Genomic DNA, 17,530 nt, shown 5'->3' with positions numbered 1-17,530 from the left:
CGGCCGTCAACCGGATCGGAGTTTTAGCGGCCGTCAACCGGATTGGACAAGTACCGCTCCACCGACTCAACCTTCCGCGTCATCGCGTCGGTGGTCGCCGGCCGGCAGTCCGCTTTGATCACCACGTCGACGCGGGGCACCCGAGCCGCAACGGCTTCCACAGCGCGCTGCACGACGGCCATCACTTCACCCCAAGTCTCGCCCTCGATCTCGGTGAACATCGCACCGATCTTGTGGGGCAAGCCGGAGGCTCGAACTACCCGCACCGCCTCGGCGACGATCTCACCGACACTCTCGCCAGCACCTATTGGCGTGACGGCAAACGCGACCAGCACCGACATCAATCTCATCTCTTCCCGGAGCACAACGGAATGAGCATACTCAGTGCTGCGGCTGGCCATCCCGGCGTGACCGATGGCAGCATCAGGACGCATGAGGGTATTGGTACAACGGGTTTCACGAGCGGCGGTGTCGGTGGAGGGACGGGTGGTCGGCGCTATCCGGCAGGGGCTGCTCGTGTTCGTCGGCGTCACCCACAGCGACAATGTCGCTACCGCACAGCGACTCGCCGAAAAGCTCTGGCACCTCCGCATTCTCGATGATGAACAGTCAGCGGCCACGGTTAATGCGCCGATCTTGGTGGTCAGCCAGTTCACCTTGTACGCGGACACCACGAAAGGCCGCCGACCCTCATGGAAGGCCGCCGCTCCCGGCGCGGTTGCCGAGCCGCTGGTGGCGGCATTCGCGAAAGCACTGCGAAAGCAGGGTGCGCACGTGGAAACCGGTGTATTCGGGGCGCACATGGACGTCGAACTCGTCAACGACGGCCCGGTCACCGTGCTACTGGAACTCTGACATCGCGGTTGGTACCCGGTATGAAATGGGGTGAAGGCCCGCGTGGTGTTCTGTCTTGTCTGGTCAAGTGCGCTGAGCGTACGGTGCGGCCGTCCGGAACAGGGGCCTTCGGGGAACAGGTATGGGCATATGGGCAGGCCGTTGTTGCTCGATGGGCTGCGAGCCCGTGTTAGGTAGCTTAGGCCCCCGCTGTGAATGTCAAGTATGCCGAACGAGTCGCGAATGCTCAGGCGGCGTGGAGGGCCTGTCGGGTGAGTTCGACGATGGCGGCTTGATATGCTCGGGAGGCGTTGTGCAGCTTGGATTTTCGTGGTGGGCTGGGGTTGCTGACCTGGGGGTGGCGTCCCAATCGCGGTGTAAAAGTTCGGGCATAGATTCCGCTCACTTGCGATTGTGATTTTATGCGATGGCGCCGACAGCATCGGCCGGCGCCGCTCCGGTTTCGGCGCGTACTTCCGAATTTCGTTGCGGCAGTTGGTTCGGTGGGTCATGCAACGACCTTCGCAGGTCCTGTAGTAGCCGTAGCCCGGCCGGTGTCATGGTGAACCCGCGCCAGCCGGCCGAGGCGCGGTCGAGTACGGCCCACACCAGCTTCAGGCAGGAGTGCTCGCCGGGCAGTCGGCCGATGACCTTGACTCGGCGGCGGGTCTCCCCGAAGGTCCGCTCGATGAAATTGGAGTGGCGCACCCGGGCCCAGTGCTCCTGGGGTGTTCCCGGTGAATGAGTCCGCCTTGTTTTAGAGTCCTGTGGCCCCCGTGGATGGGGGTGGAAGGGACGATGAAACACATGGCTGGTCGGAAGCGGCATTCCGCGGAGGACATCGTGCGCAAGCTGCGCCGTGCGGATGAGCTGGGGGCGGCAGGCAAGACCGGTGAGGAGATCGCCGCCGAGCTGGAGGTGTCGCCGGCGACGCTGTATAACTGGCGGCGCACCTATGGCGGGATGGATATCAATGCCGCCAGGCAGCTCAAGGAGTTGCGGGAGCAGAACGCGAGGTTGAAGCGGCTGCTGGCCGAGGCGGAGTTGGAAAAGGATGCGTTGCGGGAGGTCGCGAAGGGAAAATTCTGAGCCCGGCCGCCAAGCGTCGCGCCGTGGACATGCTCAAAGAGGTGTTGAGCATGTCGGAGCGGTTGGCGTGCAAGGCGGTTGGGCTGGCTCGTTGTACCTACCGGCGCACTCCGGTCGCGCAGACCCCGGCCGACCCGGATGCCGATCTGCGGGCCTGGCTGCGCGCCTATGCCACCAAACATCCGTGCCATGGGTTTCGGCGCGCCTGGGCGGCGTTGCGCCACGATGAGGGCCGTGAGGTCAACAAAAAGAAGGTCCACCGGCTGTGGCGTGAGGAAGGACTGCAGCGGCGGGCGCATTCGCCGCGTAAGCGCGCGGGGGTGTCGTCGGCGCCGCAGGTCGTCGCGGACGCATCCAAGGTCGTGTGGGCGCTGGATTTTCAGTTCGACTCCACCATCGACGGCAAGGCCGTCAAGATCGCGTCGATGGTCGACGAGCACACCCGCGAATCGCTGCTGAACATCGTGGAGCGCTCGATCACCGGCGAGCGTCTCGTCGATGAACTCGAGCGGGTGTTCGCCACCGCCGGTGGACCGCCGCTGGTGCTGCGCATGGACAACGGCCCGGAGATGATTTCGCAAGCGCTGCAACAGTTTTGTGACGGCACAGTCGGATTGTCCTACATTCCACCCGGCGCGCCGTGGGACAACGCCTACATCGAATCGTTCAACAGCAGGCTCAGGAAGGAGTGCCTCAACCGCAACCACTGGACCAACCTGCTGGAGGCCCGAGTAGTCATCGGCGACTTCAAGCACGAACATAATCACCGGCACCGTCACTCCGCACTGGGCTACCTCACCCCGGCCGAGTATGCTGCCCGATGCAGCCACACCCACACGCCTGTGGCCTGCGAAATCAACTGAATCCAGAACAACAAAACCCGACTCTAGAACCGGGTGGACTCAGTATCGGGGACTCGCCACTCCCGTGGGAACCGCAGGTAGACCGTCAGCGAGTCACAGTCATCAAGCAGACACCGCACCGCCGCCGGATACGAGTCGCGCCAACGCCTTTCGAACGCGTCGATCCTCTTGTGCACGAGGTGACCGCGTCGCGGCCAGGCTCGATGTTCTCGGAGGCGAGAATCTTCTCCTCCATGCGGTCGTGCCACTGGCCGGGCGGCAGCTGGGTGCAGTAGATCGTCGATGCCGTCTTGTGGCGCCGATCGATCAAGGTGTGTAGCTGCTGGATCTGCTGGCGGCTCGGCGTGGTGAGGAACCAGTCGTCGATGATCAACAGCTCCACTTTGACCAGGGTGTCCAGGCAGCGTTTGCGCTCCCCGGTGCGTTCGGCGATGGTGAGCCGGTCGAATAGTTCACCGGCCGGCAGGTAGAGCACACTGCGGTACTGCTGGCAGGCCTTGTTGCCCAATGCGCAGGCCACGTAGGTCTTCCCGGCGCCGGTCGGGCCTTGCAGGATGACGTCTTGGCGGGCTTGCAGGTAGTTGCCGACGGAAAGCCGTGGGGCTGCCCAGTGCGCATGTGCTCAGCCCTCGCATACCCGATCACTTCGCGGGTAGCGCAGTCGGTCAGCACAGCCAAATACAACCAGCCCTGCCACGTTCGGATGTATGTGATGTCGCCGACGAGCTTGGTTGCCGGTTGCTGCGCAGTGAAGTCGCGCTTGACCAGGTCAACGGTGTCGGGCGCGTGGGGGTCCGGTTCGGTGGTGGTGCGAAGCGGTCGGGGCCGCGCCCTAGTCAGGCCCATCTCACCCATGAGCTTGCGAACCAGCTCAGGCCCGACCCGTTCGCCGGCCCGGACGAGTTCGGCATGGATGCGCCGGTAGCCGCACGTGGCGCCGAAGGCCTCAAACCAGGTGGCGATCTTATCAGCGAGCGGCTCGCGGCGTCGTTGGGTGAGGCTTTGCGGCCGATGCCACCACTGGGAGCAACCGGACTTGGGCACCTTCAGCAGTGCGCACATCCGCGCAACCGTCGAAAGCCCTGCGCCTTGCTCAGCGGCGGCGCGCTTCGCATCGATGAACTCGAATTTCTCGGTCACCGTGGCTCCCTCGCGAAGCGCGCCGCTACTTTTTCAGGAACGCGTTCTCTATTTCCGGTTCCCGAGTACGGCGTTCGAGTTCCCGCAACCGGGCGCGTTCGGACAATTCCAGCGGCGGCTCATCAGCGGCGTGCGCGGCCCGGTATTTCTTTACCCAGCCGCCAACAGTCGTCTCGTTCAGCCCGTATTCGCGCGCAACCTCCGCGATCGACCGATTCGACTCGACTACCAGCCTCGCAACACACGTCACTGTTTTGCGTCTGAGTTAATGCGGCAGGAACGGCAAAAAATACCCAGCCAGATGTGGGCGTGTCGGACACGTCTGGAGGATTGTCATGTCGTCTGCTGGCCCGATGGGAAAGGGACGCAAACCGCGGCGGGTGCTGCCGCCGAGCGAGAAGTGGGAGTTGTTCACCTCGGTGTTGACGGGGCAGTTCACCCAGCGGGAGGCTGCTGCGAAGTGGCGGATCGACCGCACCACGGTGACGACGATCTGCCGGTCGGCGAAGGAGGGCGCCCTGGCGGCGCTGTCAGCGACGCCGGGATGTCCGGGCAAGAGCGCCGAGCAGGTCGAGTTGGAGGAGGCCAGGGCGGAGCTGGAGCAGTTGCGGGCCACGATCACGGCGCAGGCGGTGGAGCTTCATCTGTACCGGGGAAAATCGCGTTGGGACTGACCGTCGGCCCAGTCCCGGCCCGTGTGGACGCATCCGTCAAGGCCGGCATCTGTGATCTGGTCGAGCACGCGGTGGTGCACGGCTGGTCGGCCCGGGTGGCGTGTCGGGTGCTGGACGTGGATGATACGCGGGTGGCCCGCTGGGCCGCGCGCCGCGCCGCCGGCGAACCGCTGGACGACCTCCCGCCAGGCGGCAACCCCCTGCACGGCCTGCTCGAGTGGGAGGCCGAGGCGATCGTGGAGCTGTTCGAGCAGTGAGGTGAGACCGACCGGTCGCACCGTAAGCTCGCGCACCGCGGGTCACGGATCGGTGTGGTCCATGTGTCGCCGTCGACGCTGCAACGCGTGTTGCTGGCCAAACAGCTTGTGCTGCCAGGAAATCCGCCTCGCGAACCCACGCCGCGCAAGCCGTGGCCGGACTGGCTCGAATGGAAACCGAACCGGATCTGGGGCTATGACTTCACGCACTTCCCGCGTGCTAAACGCGCCGCAATCGCGATCATCGACGTCGTTTCCCGCAAGTGGATCACCACGGTGTGCTCGGCCGAGGAATCCTCCACCCAAGTCGAGATCGCCTTCTTTCGCGCCCTGGAGCAAGAGGACCTGTGGCACGCCGCCGACCTGGCCGCCACTGACACGCTCGTCAAGGCACTCGTCGACGGCGACGCCGAGGTCATCGACCGGGCCATCGCCGACGGCGACCGGCCACTGCTACTGGCGATCAGTGACAACGGCCCGCAAATGCGCTCACACACCACCCGCGAGTTCCTGGCCGGCGTAGCGATCGCCCGCCAGTTCGGAAGACCCGGAGTGCCCCAAGACCAAGCCTGGATCGAGACCCTGTTCGGACACGTCAAGGGCGAATGGCCACACCTGGAGAAGATCCGCGACGGCGCCGAACTCGACGCCGAACTCGCCCGCGTCCAGATCCACTACAACACGGTGCGACTCTCGGCCGCCATCGGCTACGTCACCCCATGCGACGAACACGAAGGACGCGGTGACGCCATTCGCCAAGCCCGCCGCGACGGGCTCGCCCGGGCACGCGCCGATCGCATCGACTACCGTCGACACCTGAAGGAAACCCAACCATGATCACGGACCACTCTTGGCTGGGTATTTCGAACCGCGAATGCCTCATTAAGTCAGACACGCGTCACAACCTCGTCACGAAACTCAGGCTTGTATTTCGTATATTTCCCTGCCAATTCCCCTCGTCCTTTCCGGATCAGACCTTATTTGGTCCGCAGTCCGGAAAGCGGAAGGCACGCCGGCCCAGCTGAAAAATCAGGGTCAGACTTGCTCGTCTTCGAGGGAACCTACGGCCCAAGTCCCTTTTACACCGGCGGTAGGACACGACCACCAGATACCCGGTACACTCCTTTTCGTAAGAGCCACCAAATGACCAAATGCGCCGCTCTTCCTCCAAACGCTCACAAGCCAATGGGGCGATTTCCCATACTGTTTATTTGTCCACAAAGTTCAGCGAATGTCTGAGTTGTTTGCAGTACATATCGAGCGATTCGTTAGATAGCATATCTTGATGCACGCAATCGACTGAATACATGGCGATGTTACCATTTACATAAGGTCGCCAACTTTCCAGAAGAAACACACTACGATCACTCTGGCCACGCACAGCGGAGAAGATGGTCATATTGCCAGCGAAAATGCGTGGTCGATGAGTTCGATAGAGAGGCATATTGCTGTTGAAATTTTGAAGAAGCAAATCCAACAAGTGTTTGTGCTGGAGAAGTTCTCCAGCACCTCGTTCATGAAATAATTCCGCAACCTGGTCGTAAGTGTATGGCTTATCTAGTTCCGTTGTATCTATACGATAAAATCGCAAAAATTCTTCCAAGACATCGTGTTCGTTTAAAGCATGGCTTGGGATGGCGCTGCTGACGATATGGGGCTGAGAATCGAGAAGGATAAGTGCACCGATTATGCCTCCACGTCGCTGAAGCTCGATGGCAATTTCGTGGGCTACGACACCCCCAAACGACCAACCGAGAAGGTTGTAGGGTCCCGTAGGATAATGCTTTTGTATCCTGTCCGCATGCCTTTTCGCTAGATCGATAATTGACTTAGGTTCATCTTGGTCATCGTCTGGAATTTGCTGAACTCCAACGAGCGGACAATCCAGGTGATTACCAAGAACCTGATATGGCCAGCTCACGCCACCCGGAGGATGGACACAAAATAGCGGAACCCCGACACCATTCTTCAAAGTCTGCAACGGAACTATTTCCTGTATTTCCTGCGTAGAAGGGCCACCTGTTTGCAGGCGCTGACTCAAGCTTCTCACCGTGGGCGCCTCAAACACCACCCGCACCGTCACCGCGGCATCCAAGGCGCTGTTAACCGCCGCGACCAGGCGCATCGCCGAAATACTGTCCCCACCCAAATCGAAAAACGAGTCCTCCACCCCGACCCGCTCAAGCCCCAGCACCCCGGCGTAGATCCCGGCCAAGATCTCCTCGGTGGCAGACGAGGGGGCCCGGTAGCGCTCCACGTCCCCGTAGTCGGGGGCCGGCAGGGCGCGCCGATCCAGCTTGCCGTTGACGGTCAGCGGCAGCCTGTCTAAGGCGATCACCGCCGCGGGCAGCATATAGCCCGGCAGCCGCTCGGCCAGCGCGGCGCGCGCCCCCACCGGGTCGGCCTCCCCGGTGATATAGGCCACCAGGCGCTTATCCCCGGGGCGGTCCTCACGGGCGATCACCACCGCCTGCTCCACCCCCGCCAACCCGGCCAGCACCGCCTGCACCTCACCGGGCTCGATGCGATACCCCCGGATTTTGACCTGCTCATCGGCGCGACCCACATAATCGAGCTGCCCATCGCCACGCCAGCGCACCAAATCCCCACTGCGATACATCCGCGCCCCCACCCCCCCAAACGGGCAGGCCACAAACCGCGAGGCCGTCAACCCCGCCCGGCGCACATACCCACACCCCACCCCCATGCCGGCCACATACAACTCCCCCACCACCCCCACCGGCACCGGGCGCAACCACCCATCCAGCACAAACAACGCCGCCCCCGCCACCGGCGCCCCAATCGGCGGCGCCCCCACACCAGCGGCCAACGGCGCGCTGACCGTCGCATACACCGTGGTCTCGGTGGGCCCATAAGCGTTGAGCATCACCCGCCCCGGCGCCCAGCGATCCACCAGCTCCCCCGGGCAGGGCTCCCCGCCCACCACCAGCGTCGTCGACTCCAACCCCCCCGCGGCCAACACCGCCAACGCCGACGGCGTTTGGGTCAGCACACTTACCCGCTCGGCCACCAACAGCGCGTGAAACTCCTCGGGGCTGCCCACCGTCTCCTCGGGCACCACCACCAGCCGGCCCCCACCCAACAACGCGCCGAAAATCTCCCACACCGAAAAGTCAAACGCCAGCGAATGACACAGCGCCCACGTTCCCCCCGCCGGCAAGACCGCCTCCACGCCCCCCAGCACCCCGGTGATGCTGCGGTGGGTGACCGCCACCCCCTTCGGGGCGCCGGTGGTGCCCGAGGTGTAGATGATGTAGGCGATGTCCTCGGGGCCCGGCGCCGGCGGCGCCGCGGCCGGCTGCGTGCCCACCACCGGATCGCTGACCTCAATAACCGGCACCGCGCACCCCTGCAGGCGGCCCCGCAGCCCCGCGGTGCTGATCACCACCACCGGGGCGGCATCGGCCAGCACAAACCCCACCCGCGCATCCGGCCACGCGGGATCTATCGGCACATAGGCCGCCCCCGTCTTTAACACCGCCACGATCGCCACCACCGCCTCCCCCCAGCGCGGCACCAGCAGCCCCACACACCCACCCCGACCAGCGCCGTAACCGATCAACACCCCCGCTAGCCGGTTAGCCGCCGCATCCAGCTCCCGATAACTCCACCACCGCCCCCCACAACTAAGCGCCACCGCATCCGGGGTGCGGCCCACCTGCGCGCCAAACACCACCGGAACCGACACCCCACCCGGGGCGGGGCGGGCCAACACGGCACGGTTGCCCACCTCGTCAAGCCAGCCCTGCTCGACCCCATCGAGCACATCCAGCCCCGACACCCGCCGCATGGGATCCGCGGCCATCCCCACCAACACCGTCTGAAGCCACTTGAGGAGGGTGTGGATGGTGGGGGTGTCAAACACGTCGGTGTCGTATTCGACGCGAAGACCCAGTTCGGCGCCGGGCTGGGCCACCATTGCCAGCGGGTAGTGGGTGGATTCATGCACACGAAACCCGGTGATGGCCAGTCCCTGCGCAGCGGGGGACACAGCGGCGGCGTCAATCGGGTAGTTCTCGTAGACAAACAGCGTGTCAAACAAGACGTCTAGGCCGCTGAGGCGGTGCATCTCGCTCAACGCCAAATGCTGGTGCTCTAGGGTGCGCTGGTGGGTGTGGTGCAGCTGATCGAGCAGCTCTGCGACGGTGGTGGTGGCGTTTAGGCGGGCCCGCACCGGCACCGTGTTAATCAGCAAGCCCACCATGGATTCCACCCCGGGCACCTCGGCGGGCCGCCCGGAGACCGTGGCGCCGAACACAACATCACGCCGACCGCTCCACCAGCACAGCAGCAGCGCAAAACCGCCCTGCAACACCGTATTGAGGGTGGTGTGATGCGCCCGGGCCAGGTCGCCCAGCGCGCGGGTGAGGTCTTCGGGCAGCCGAAGCGATTCCACACCACGGGGCCCCACCCCCACCCGCTGCGCCGGGCCGACCAGGGTGGGGGCGTCCAAACCGGCAAGCACCTCACGCCAGGCCGCGCGGGCCCCCTCAAGATCACGCCCGGCCAACCAGCTCACAAACCGTCGATACGACCCGGGCGCGCCCAGCCGCTGACGGTGATAGCTGGCGAATAGCTCCCCCAGCACGATCGGCAACGACCAGCCATCGAGCACGATGTGGTGATTGGTCAACACCAACCGGTGGCGCTCGGCCGCGGTGCGGATCAACACCGCCCGCACGGCCGGCTGGTGGGCCAGCTCGCAGACCGCGGCGCGCTCGGCGGCGCAGAGCCGCTCGATCTGCTCGTCGGGATCCTCGCCGGCGTCGAGCTCCACATACCCCCACCCCGGGGCGGGATCGGCGAGAATGACCTGCACCGGCTCATCGAACTGGTCACAAAAGCGGGCCACCAGATGCGGGTGACGGGTGATCACCGTGTGCAGCGCCTCACCAAGCCGCCGCGGGTCCAGGGCACCGCTAAGGGCGATATCAACCTGCACCGCATACACATCCTGGCCCCCCTGCGCGGTGCGGGCATGAAACAGCAGCCCCCGCTGCAGCGGGGTCAACGGCAAAACATCGGCGATCCGATAGCGCCGCTGCAGCTGCTCGATTTGGGCCTGGCTTAACCGGGCCGGGGCGATATCCGACGGTGTTAACCCACCCCCACCGGCACGCACATGCGCGCAGATCCCCGCTAGGGCCTCACCCCACAACCGGCTTAACCGGCTGACCTGGCCCTGATCGAGCACCGAAGGCGCCCACATCCAATCCCCGTGCAGCCGCGCTTCGGTACCGGTGTCGATGACCGCGGCGTTGAGTTCCACGCTGTGGGCCAGCGGCATGGGAATCGCCGCGCTGACACCGCTTAACGCCAAGCCCTGCTGGCTGATCTGCCAGCGCTGGGCATCGGCTCCGGCCTGCTCGGCCCAAACGGCCAGACGCCCCAAATAGTTAAACCCGATCACCGGATCCGCCCCACCCAGCTCAACCTCGGGGTTCAAATAGCGCAGCACCCCATAGCTCAACGGGTGCGGCAGGGCCCGAAGCTGCTCTTTAGCGTCTTTAACCAGCGCCCCCAGCGCGGCCCCACCGGCGGCCACCTGCGCCCAAGACAGCCCCCCCACCCGCAACGCCACCGGGTGCTTGCTGGTAAACCAGCCCACCGTGTGCGACAAATCCACACCGGGGGCCAGCTCCTCATGACGCCCGTGGCCCTCCACATCGATACCCACCGGCGTGTCGGGATCCCCCACAAACTCCGCCACCGCCACCGCAAACGCGATCACCAACACCTCGTGCACCCCGGCGTGAAACGCCGCCGGCACCTCCCCCAGCAGCATCCCGGTGATCTCAGCGTCTAGCCACACCGACAAATGCCCCGCGCTGGCAAACGTATCCACCGCAGGACACAGCGCCGGCAACGCGGCCGGAACCGCCGCCACCTGCCGCCACACCCCCGCCTGATCCACAACCTCCACCCGACGCGCATACTCCGCCAGCACCCCCGCCCACCGGGCAAACGACGTCCCCACCGGCGCCAACACCACCGGCCGCCCCCCACGGCGCTGGGCCCAGGCGGTGTTGAGATCCTCCAGCACAATCCCCCACGACACCGCATCAATAACCAGATGGTGAACCATCACCACCAGCTGGCTCGTCGAGGTCACCCACAACGCGCTCAGCATCACCCCCCCGGCCGGGTCAAGCCGCGAACGCGCCCCAATCAGGGCCCGCTCACAAAGCCCCTCCACCACCTGCACGCACCCGCGCGCATCCACCGCCCCCGCCTCAGGCACCCGCAACACCCAGCCCCCAGCCCCGTCATCGTCCACCCGCGCCCGCAACATGGCATGCCGATCCAGCAGCGCCTGCACCAACACCACCACATCCTCATGACTCACCCCCGCAGGCGCCTGCAGCACCAGCATCTGATTGAACTGCCCGGTGGGCCCCCCCACACCGGCCAACCAGCACATGATCGGGGTGGGCGCCACCGGCCCCACACCCTCATCACCCGGTCCGACCCCACCAACTGGCACCACCACCCGGGCCAGCCCGGCCACCGTCTGCTCCACAAAAACATCACGCGGCCGGCACAACAACCCAGCCCCCCGCGCCCGCGCCACCACCTGCATCGCCGAAATACTGTCCCCACCCAAATCGAAAAACGAGTCCTCCACCCCGACCCGCTCAAGCCCCAGCACCCCGGCGTAGATCCCGGCCAAGATCTCCTCAACCGCAGACGAGGGGGCCCGGTAGCGCTCCACGTCCCCGTAGTCGGGGGCCGGCAGGGCGCGCCGATCCAGCTTGCCGTTGACGGTCAACGGCAGCCTGTCTAAGGCGATCACCGCCGCGGGCAGCATATAGCCCGGCAGCCGCTCGGCCAGCGCGGCGCGCGCCCCCACCGGGTCGGCCTCCCCGGTGATATAGGCCACCAGGCGCTTATCCCCGGGGCGGTCCTCACGGGCGATCACCACCGCCTGCTCCACCCCCGCCAACCCGGCCAGCACCGCCTGCACCTCACCAAGCTCGATGCGATACCCTCGGATTTTGACCTGCTCATCGGCGCGACCCACATAATCGAGCTGCCCATCGCCACGCCAGCGCACCACATCCCCACTGCGATACATCCGCGCCCCCACCCCCCCAAACGGGCAGGCCACAAACCGCGAGGCCGTCAACCCCGCCCGGCGCACATACCCACACCCCACCCCCCCACCGGCCACATACAACTCCCCCACCACCCCCACCGGCACCGGGCGCAACCACCCATCCAGCACAAACAACGCCGCCCCCGCCACCGGCGCCCCAATCGGCGGCGCCCCCACACCAGCGGCCAACGGCGCGCTGACCGCCACACACATCGTGGTCTCGGTGGGCCCATAAGCGTTAAGCATCACCCGCCCCGGCGCCCAGCGATCCACCAGCTCCCCCGGGCAGGGCTCCCCCGCCACCACCAGCGTCGCCGACTCCAACCCCCCCGCGGCCAACACCGCCAACGCCGACGGCGTTTGGGTCAGCACACTTACCCGCTCGGCCACCAACAGCGCGTGAAACTCCTCGGGGCTGCCCACCGTCTCCTCGGGCACCACCACCAGCCGGCCCCCACCCAACAACGCGCCGAAAATCTCCCACACCGACACGTCGAACGCCAGCGAATGACACAGCGCCCACACCTGCCCTGGCGTCAGCCCCACACCGGCATCCAGGGAGTCAAACAACCCGGTGATGCCGCGGTGGGTGACCGCCACCCCCTTCGGGGCGCCGGTGGTGCCCGAGGTGTAGATGATGTAGGCGATGTCCTCGGGGCCCGGCGCCGGCGGCGCCGCGGCCGGCTGCGTGCCCACCACCGGATCGCTGACCTCAATAACCGGCACCGCGCACCCCTGCAGGCGGCCCCGCAGCCCCGCGGTGCTGATCACCACCACCGGGGCGGCATCGGCCAGCACAAACCCCACCCGCGCATCCGGCCACGCGGGATCTATCGGCACATAGGCCGCCCCCGTCTTTAACACCGCCACGATCGCCACCACCGCCTCCCCCGAGCGCGGCACCAGCAGCCCCACACACCCACCCCGACCAGCGCCGTAACCGATCAACACCCCCGCTAGCCGGTTAGCCGCCGCATCCAGCTCCCGATAACTCCACCACCGCCCCCCACAACTAAGCGCCACCGCATCCGGGGTGCGGCCCACCTGCGCGCCAAACACCACCGGAACCGACACCCCACCCGGGGCGGGCCGGGCCAACACGGCACGGTTGCTGAACCGCTCTAACCGGGCATGCTCAACCCCATCGAGCACATCCAGCCCCGCCACCCGCCGCATGGGATCCGCGGCCATCCCCACCAACACCGCCTGCAACCGCGCGATCAGCGCCTCAATGCTGGCGCGATCAAACACATCGGTGCGAAACTCCACCGTCCCCCCGATACCGGCGGGCTCGTGCGCCTCTGTCCACTGTTCGGCCAGGGAGAATGTCAGATCCATACGGGCAGAATGGGTTTCCACCGGAAGCGGGGTGACCTCTAGATCAGCCAAGCCCGGGCCGCTGGCCGCGGAGCCGTCGCGTTGCCAGGGCAGGTTTTGCCAGGCCAACGACACCTGCACCAGCGGGTGATGGGCCAGGCTGCGGGTGGGGTTAAGCCGCTCCACCAGCACCTCAAAGGGCACATCCTGGTGCTCGTAGGCGGCCAGGCTGCGCGCCCGCACCCGCCCCAGCAGCTCCCCCACGGTGGGATTTCCCCCCAAATCCACCCGCAACACCAAGGTGTTGACAAAAACCCCCACCAACTCATCGAGCGCGGGATCACCCCGCCCGGCGATCGGGAAACCCACCGCCACATCACTGCCGGCGCCCAGCTTGCCCAACAACACCGCCAGGGCGGCCTGCACCACCATAAAACCGGTGGCATTGTGCTCCCGGGCCAACCGGGCGATCTGCCGCTGCAACCCCGCCGGCCAGTCAACGGGCACACTGGCGCCGCGCTGATCGGCCACCGCCGGATAGGGCCGATCGGTGGGAAGAACCACCCGCTCGGGCAGCCCCGCCAACGCCTGCTCCCAATAGGCCAGCTGCGCGGCGATGCGACTGCCACCATCCTCAAGATCCCCCAACTGCTCCCGCTGCCATAGCGTGTAATCGGCGTACTGCACCGCCAACGGCTCCCAATCCGGGGCCCGCCCCTCGCACCGGCTGGCATAGGCCACCCCCAAATCGCGCACCAACGGGCGCAACGACCAGCCATCAGCGGCGATATGATGGATCACCACCACCAGCACATGCTCATCGGCGCCCACACGGAAAAGCCGCGCCCGCAACGGAATCTCGGCGGCCAAATCAAACCGGTGACGCCCCACCGCCCCGATGGCCTCCTCCAGGCGCGCCGACGGCCAGCCGGCGGCATCGACTACCCCCCACCCGAAATCGGCCCGCTCAACGGGAACGATCAGCTGCCGAGGCGTGCCCCCCACCGCGGGAAACAGCGTGCGCAGGCTCTCATGGCGGCCCACCACATCCCCCAGCGCCGCACCCAACGCCCCCGCATCCAGGCGCCCACACAACCGCAACGCCGCCGCAATGTTGTACACCGCTGAAGGCCCCTGCAACTGGTCGATAAACCACAACCGCTGCTGGGCAAACGACAACGGCACCACCGCCGGGCGCTCCACGGCCACCACCGGCGCCAACCGGCCCGCCCCCACCCCCACACGGCTCGCCAACTGCGCCACCGTGGGCGCCTCAAACACCACCCGCACCGTCACCGCGGCATCCAAGGCGCTGTTAACCGCCGCGACCAGGCGCATCGCCGAAATACTGTCCCCACCCAAATCGAAAAACGAGTCCTCCACCCCGACCCGCTCAAGCCCCAGCACCCCGGCGTAGATCCCGGCCAAGATCTCCTCGGTGGCAGACGAGGGGGCCCGGTAGCGCTCCACGTCCCCGTAGTCGGGGGCCGGCAGGGCGCGCCGATCCAGCTTGCCGTTGACGGTCAACGGCAGCCTGTCTAAGGCGATCACCGCCGCGGGCAGCATATAGCCCGGCAGCCGCTCGGCCAGCGCGGCGCGCGCCCCCACCGGGTCGGCCTCCCCGGTGATATAGGCCACCAGGCGCTTATCCCCGGGGCGGTCCTCACGGGCGATCACCACCGCCTGCTCCACCCCCGCCAACCCGGCCAGCACCGCCTGCACCTCACCGGGCTCGATGCGATACCCCCGGATTTTGACCTGCTCATCGGCGCGGCCCACATAATCGAGCTGCCCATCGCCACGCCAGCGCACCAAATCCCCACTGCGATACATCCGCGCCCCCACCCCCCCAAACGGGCAGGCCACAAACCGCGAGGCCGTCAACCCCGCCCGGCGCACATACCCACACCCCACCCCCATGCCGGCCACATACAACTCCCCCACCACCCCCACCGGCACCGGGCGCAACCACCCATCCAGCACAAACAACGCCGCCCCCGCCACCGGCGCCCCAATCGGCGGCGCCCCCACACCAGCGGCCAACGGCGCGCTGACCGCCACACACATCGTGGTCTCGGTGGGCCCATAAGCGTTAAGCATCACCCGCCCCGGCGCCCAGCGATCCACCAGCTCCCCCGGGCAGGGCTCCCCCGCCACCACCAGCGTCGCCGACTCCAACCCCCCCGCGGCCAACACCGCCAACGCCGACGGCGTTTGGGTCAGCACACTTACCCGCTCGGCCACCAACAGCGCGTGAAACTCCTCGGGGCTGCCCACCGTCTCCTCGGGCACCACCACCAGCCGGCCCCCACCCAACAACGCGCCGAAAATCTCCCACACCGACATATCGAACGCCAGTGAATGCCACTGCGACCACGTTCCCCCCGCCGGCAAGACCGCCTCCACGCCCCCCAGCACCCCGGTGATGCTGCGGTGGGTGACCGCCACCCCCTTCGGGGCGCCGGTGGTGCCCGAGGTGTAGATGATGTAGGCGATGTCCTCGGGGCCCGGCGCCGGCGGCGCCGCGGCCGGCTGCGTGCCCACCACGGGATCGCTGACCTCAATAACCGGCACCGCGCACCCCTGCAGGCGGCCCCGCAGCCCCGCGGTGCTGATCACCACCACCGGGGCGGCATCGGCCAGCACAAACCCCACCCGCGCATCCGGCCACGCGGGATCTATCGGCACATAGGCCGCCCCCGTCTTTAACACCGCCACGATCGCCACCACCGCCTCCCCCGAGCGCGGCACCAGCAGCCCCACACACCCACCCCGACCAGCGCCGTAACCGATCAACACCCCCGCTAGCCGGTTAGCCGCCGCATCCAGCTCCCGATAACTCCACCACCGCCCCCCACAACTAAGCGCCACCGCATCCGGGGTGCGGCCCACCTGCGCGCCAAACACCACCGGAACCGACACCCCACCCGGGGCGGGCCGGGCCAACACGGCACGGTTGCTGAACCGCTCTAACCGGGCATGCTCAACCCCATCGAGCACATCCAGCCCCGACACCCGCCGCATGGGATCCGCGGCCATCCCCACCAACACCGCCTGAAGCCACTTGAGGAGGGTGTGGATGGTGGGGGTGTCAAACACGTCGGTGTCGTATTCGACGCGAAGACCCAGTTCGGCGCCGGGCTGGGCCACCATTGCCAGCGGGTAGTGGGTGGATTCATGCACACGAAACCCGGTGATGGCCAGTCCCTGCGCAGCGGGGGACACAGCGGCGGCGTCAATCGGATAGTTCTCGTAGACAAACAGCGTGTCAAACAAGACGTCTAGGCCGCTGAGGCGGTGCATCTCGCTCAACGCCAAATGCTGGTGCTCTAGGGTGCGCTGGTGGGTGTGGTGCAGCTGATCGAGCAGCTCTGCGACGGTGGTGGTGGCGTTTAGGCGGGCCCGCACCGGCACCGTGTTAATCAGCAAGCCCACCATGGATTCCACCCCGGGCACCTCGGCGGGCCGCCCGGAGACCGTGGCGCCGAACACAACATCACGCCGACCGCTCCACCAGCACAGCAGCAGCGCAAAACCACCCTGCAACACCGTATTGAGGGTGGTGTGATGCGCCCGGGCCAGGTCGCCCAGCGCGCGGGTGAGGTCTTCGGGCAGCCGAAGCGATTCCACACCACGGGGCCCCACCCCCACCCGCTGCGCCGGGCCGACCAGGGTGGGGGCGTCCAAACCGGCAAGCACCTCACGCCAGGCCGCGCGGGCCCCCTCAAGATCACGCCCGGCCAACCAGCTCACAAACCGTCGATACGACCCGGGCGCGCCCAGCCGCTGACGGTGATAGCTGGCGAATAGCTCCCCCAGCACGATCGGCAACGACCAGCCATCGAGCACGATGTGGTGATTGGTCAACACCAACCGGTGGCGCTCGGCCGCGGTGCGGATCAACACCGCCCGCACGGCCGGCTGGTGGGCCAGCTCGCAGACCGCGGCGCGCTCGGCGGCGCAGAGCCGCTCGATCTGCTCGTCGGGATCCTCGCCGGCGTCGAGCTCCACATACCCCCACCCCGGGGCGGGATCGGCGAGAATGACCTGCACCGGCTCATCGAACTGGTCACAAAAGCGGGCCACCAGATGCGGGTGACGGGTGATCACCGTGTGCAGCGCCTCACCAAGCCGCCGCGGGTCCAGGGCACCGCTAAGGGCGATATCAACCTGCACCGCATACACATCCTGGCCCCCCTGCGCGGTGCGGGCATGAAACAGCAGCCCCCGCTGCAGCGG

Annotated in this window: 9 protein-coding genes and 2 pseudogenes (1 of these 11 cut by a window edge); 5 read left to right on the top strand and 6 right to left on the bottom strand. The window is 66.6% G+C overall.

The features are described from left to right. Positions 1–23: 23 nt before the first annotated feature. Entirely contained in the window at positions 24–341 is a 318-nt protein-coding gene (locus tag MSM1_RS16195) for an MTH1187 family thiamine-binding protein (protein ID WP_213444550.1), read from the bottom strand. 91 nt (positions 342–432) lie between these two features. On the opposite strand from MSM1_RS16195, the gene dtd reads away from it, so the two are divergent. Next, positions 433–855, top strand: coding sequence for a D-aminoacyl-tRNA deacylase (gene dtd, locus MSM1_RS16190; RefSeq protein ID WP_213444314.1), 423 nt, complete (start codon positions 433–435; stop codon positions 853–855). A gap of 399 nt (positions 856–1,254) precedes the next feature. Here the strand turns inward: dtd and MSM1_RS16185 are convergent, their stop codons facing one another. After that, on the bottom strand, positions 1,255–1,662 hold the full coding sequence (locus tag MSM1_RS16185) for a transposase (protein ID WP_236056446.1): 408 nt from the start codon (positions 1,660–1,662) through the stop codon (positions 1,255–1,257). On the opposite strand from MSM1_RS16185, the gene MSM1_RS16180 reads away from it, so the two are divergent. Further along, positions 1,642–2,786 (top strand): IS3 family transposase gene (locus MSM1_RS16180; protein WP_213444310.1). Its coding sequence is split into 2 segments (ribosomal slippage): positions 1,642–1,909 and positions 1,909–2,786, totalling 1,146 coding nucleotides; the frame shifts between segments, so codons are not numbered across the junction. The genes MSM1_RS16185 and MSM1_RS16180 overlap by 21 nt on opposite strands. A gap of 85 nt (positions 2,787–2,871) precedes the next feature. On the opposite strand, the gene MSM1_RS21995 is transcribed toward MSM1_RS16180, so the two are convergent. The 3 genes and pseudogenes from MSM1_RS21995 to MSM1_RS16165 form a co-directional block, all read right to left on the bottom strand. Next, entirely contained in the window at positions 2,872–3,363 is a 492-nt protein-coding gene (locus tag MSM1_RS21995) for an ATP-binding protein (protein ID WP_282100955.1), read from the bottom strand. Positions 3,364–3,407: 44 nt separating this feature from the next. Beyond that, a pseudogene (locus tag MSM1_RS23030) lies at positions 3,408–3,848 on the bottom strand (IS3 family transposase); the annotation flags it as partial. A 103-nt stretch (positions 3,849–3,951) separates the two neighbouring features. Next, positions 3,952–4,176: a transposase gene (locus tag MSM1_RS16165; protein WP_213444304.1), complete on the bottom strand. Its 225-nt coding sequence runs from the start codon at positions 4,174–4,176 to the stop codon at positions 3,952–3,954. Between the two features lie 85 nt (positions 4,177–4,261). Between MSM1_RS16165 and MSM1_RS16160 the strand changes: the two genes are divergently transcribed. The 3 genes from MSM1_RS16160 to MSM1_RS22770 are packed head-to-tail and all read left to right on the top strand — an operon-like array spanning position 4,262 to position 5,694. Then, the gene (locus tag MSM1_RS16160) at positions 4,262–4,600 is read left to right on the top strand and encodes a helix-turn-helix domain-containing protein (RefSeq protein ID WP_236056444.1); all 339 of its coding nucleotides are present in this window, start codon (positions 4,262–4,264) and stop codon (positions 4,598–4,600) included. A gap of 23 nt (positions 4,601–4,623) precedes the next feature. Beyond that, a complete protein-coding gene (locus tag MSM1_RS16155) occupies positions 4,624–4,857 on the top strand; it encodes a hypothetical protein (protein WP_213444302.1) in 234 nt (77 codons plus the stop codon). Positions 4,858–4,911: 54 nt separating this feature from the next. Beyond that, complete coding sequence (locus MSM1_RS22770; protein WP_213444300.1) at positions 4,912–5,694, top strand: integrase core domain-containing protein; 783 nt, start codon at positions 4,912–4,914, stop codon at positions 5,692–5,694. Positions 5,695–6,064: 370 nt separating this feature from the next. On the opposite strand, the pseudogene MSM1_RS22765 reads toward MSM1_RS22770, so the two are convergent. Then, positions 6,065–17,530 (bottom strand): annotated as a pseudogene (locus MSM1_RS22765) (non-ribosomal peptide synthase/polyketide synthase) (it continues 20,341 nt past the right edge of the window).

This window comes from Mycobacterium sp. SM1, assembly GCF_018361265.1.
Taxonomy (GTDB): domain Bacteria; phylum Actinomycetota; class Actinomycetes; order Mycobacteriales; family Mycobacteriaceae; genus Mycobacterium.
This window is presented reverse-complemented; position numbering and strand designations above follow the sequence as displayed.

What these genes read in the sequence shown, in the direction of transcription:
- MSM1_RS16195 (WP_213444550.1), bottom strand. Translation starts at nt 341, where the DNA reads ATGTCGGTGCTGGTCGCGTTTGCCGTCACGCCAATAGGTGCTGGCGAG.
- dtd (WP_213444314.1), top strand. Translation starts at nt 433, where the DNA reads ATGAGGGTATTGGTACAACGGGTTTCACGAGCGGCGGTGTCGGTGGAG.
- MSM1_RS16185 (WP_236056446.1), bottom strand. Translation starts at nt 1,662, where the DNA reads ATGCCGCTTCCGACCAGCCATGTGTTTCATCGTCCCTTCCACCCCCAT.
- MSM1_RS16160 (WP_236056444.1), top strand. Translation starts at nt 4,262, where the DNA reads ATGTCGTCTGCTGGCCCGATGGGAAAGGGACGCAAACCGCGGCGGGTG.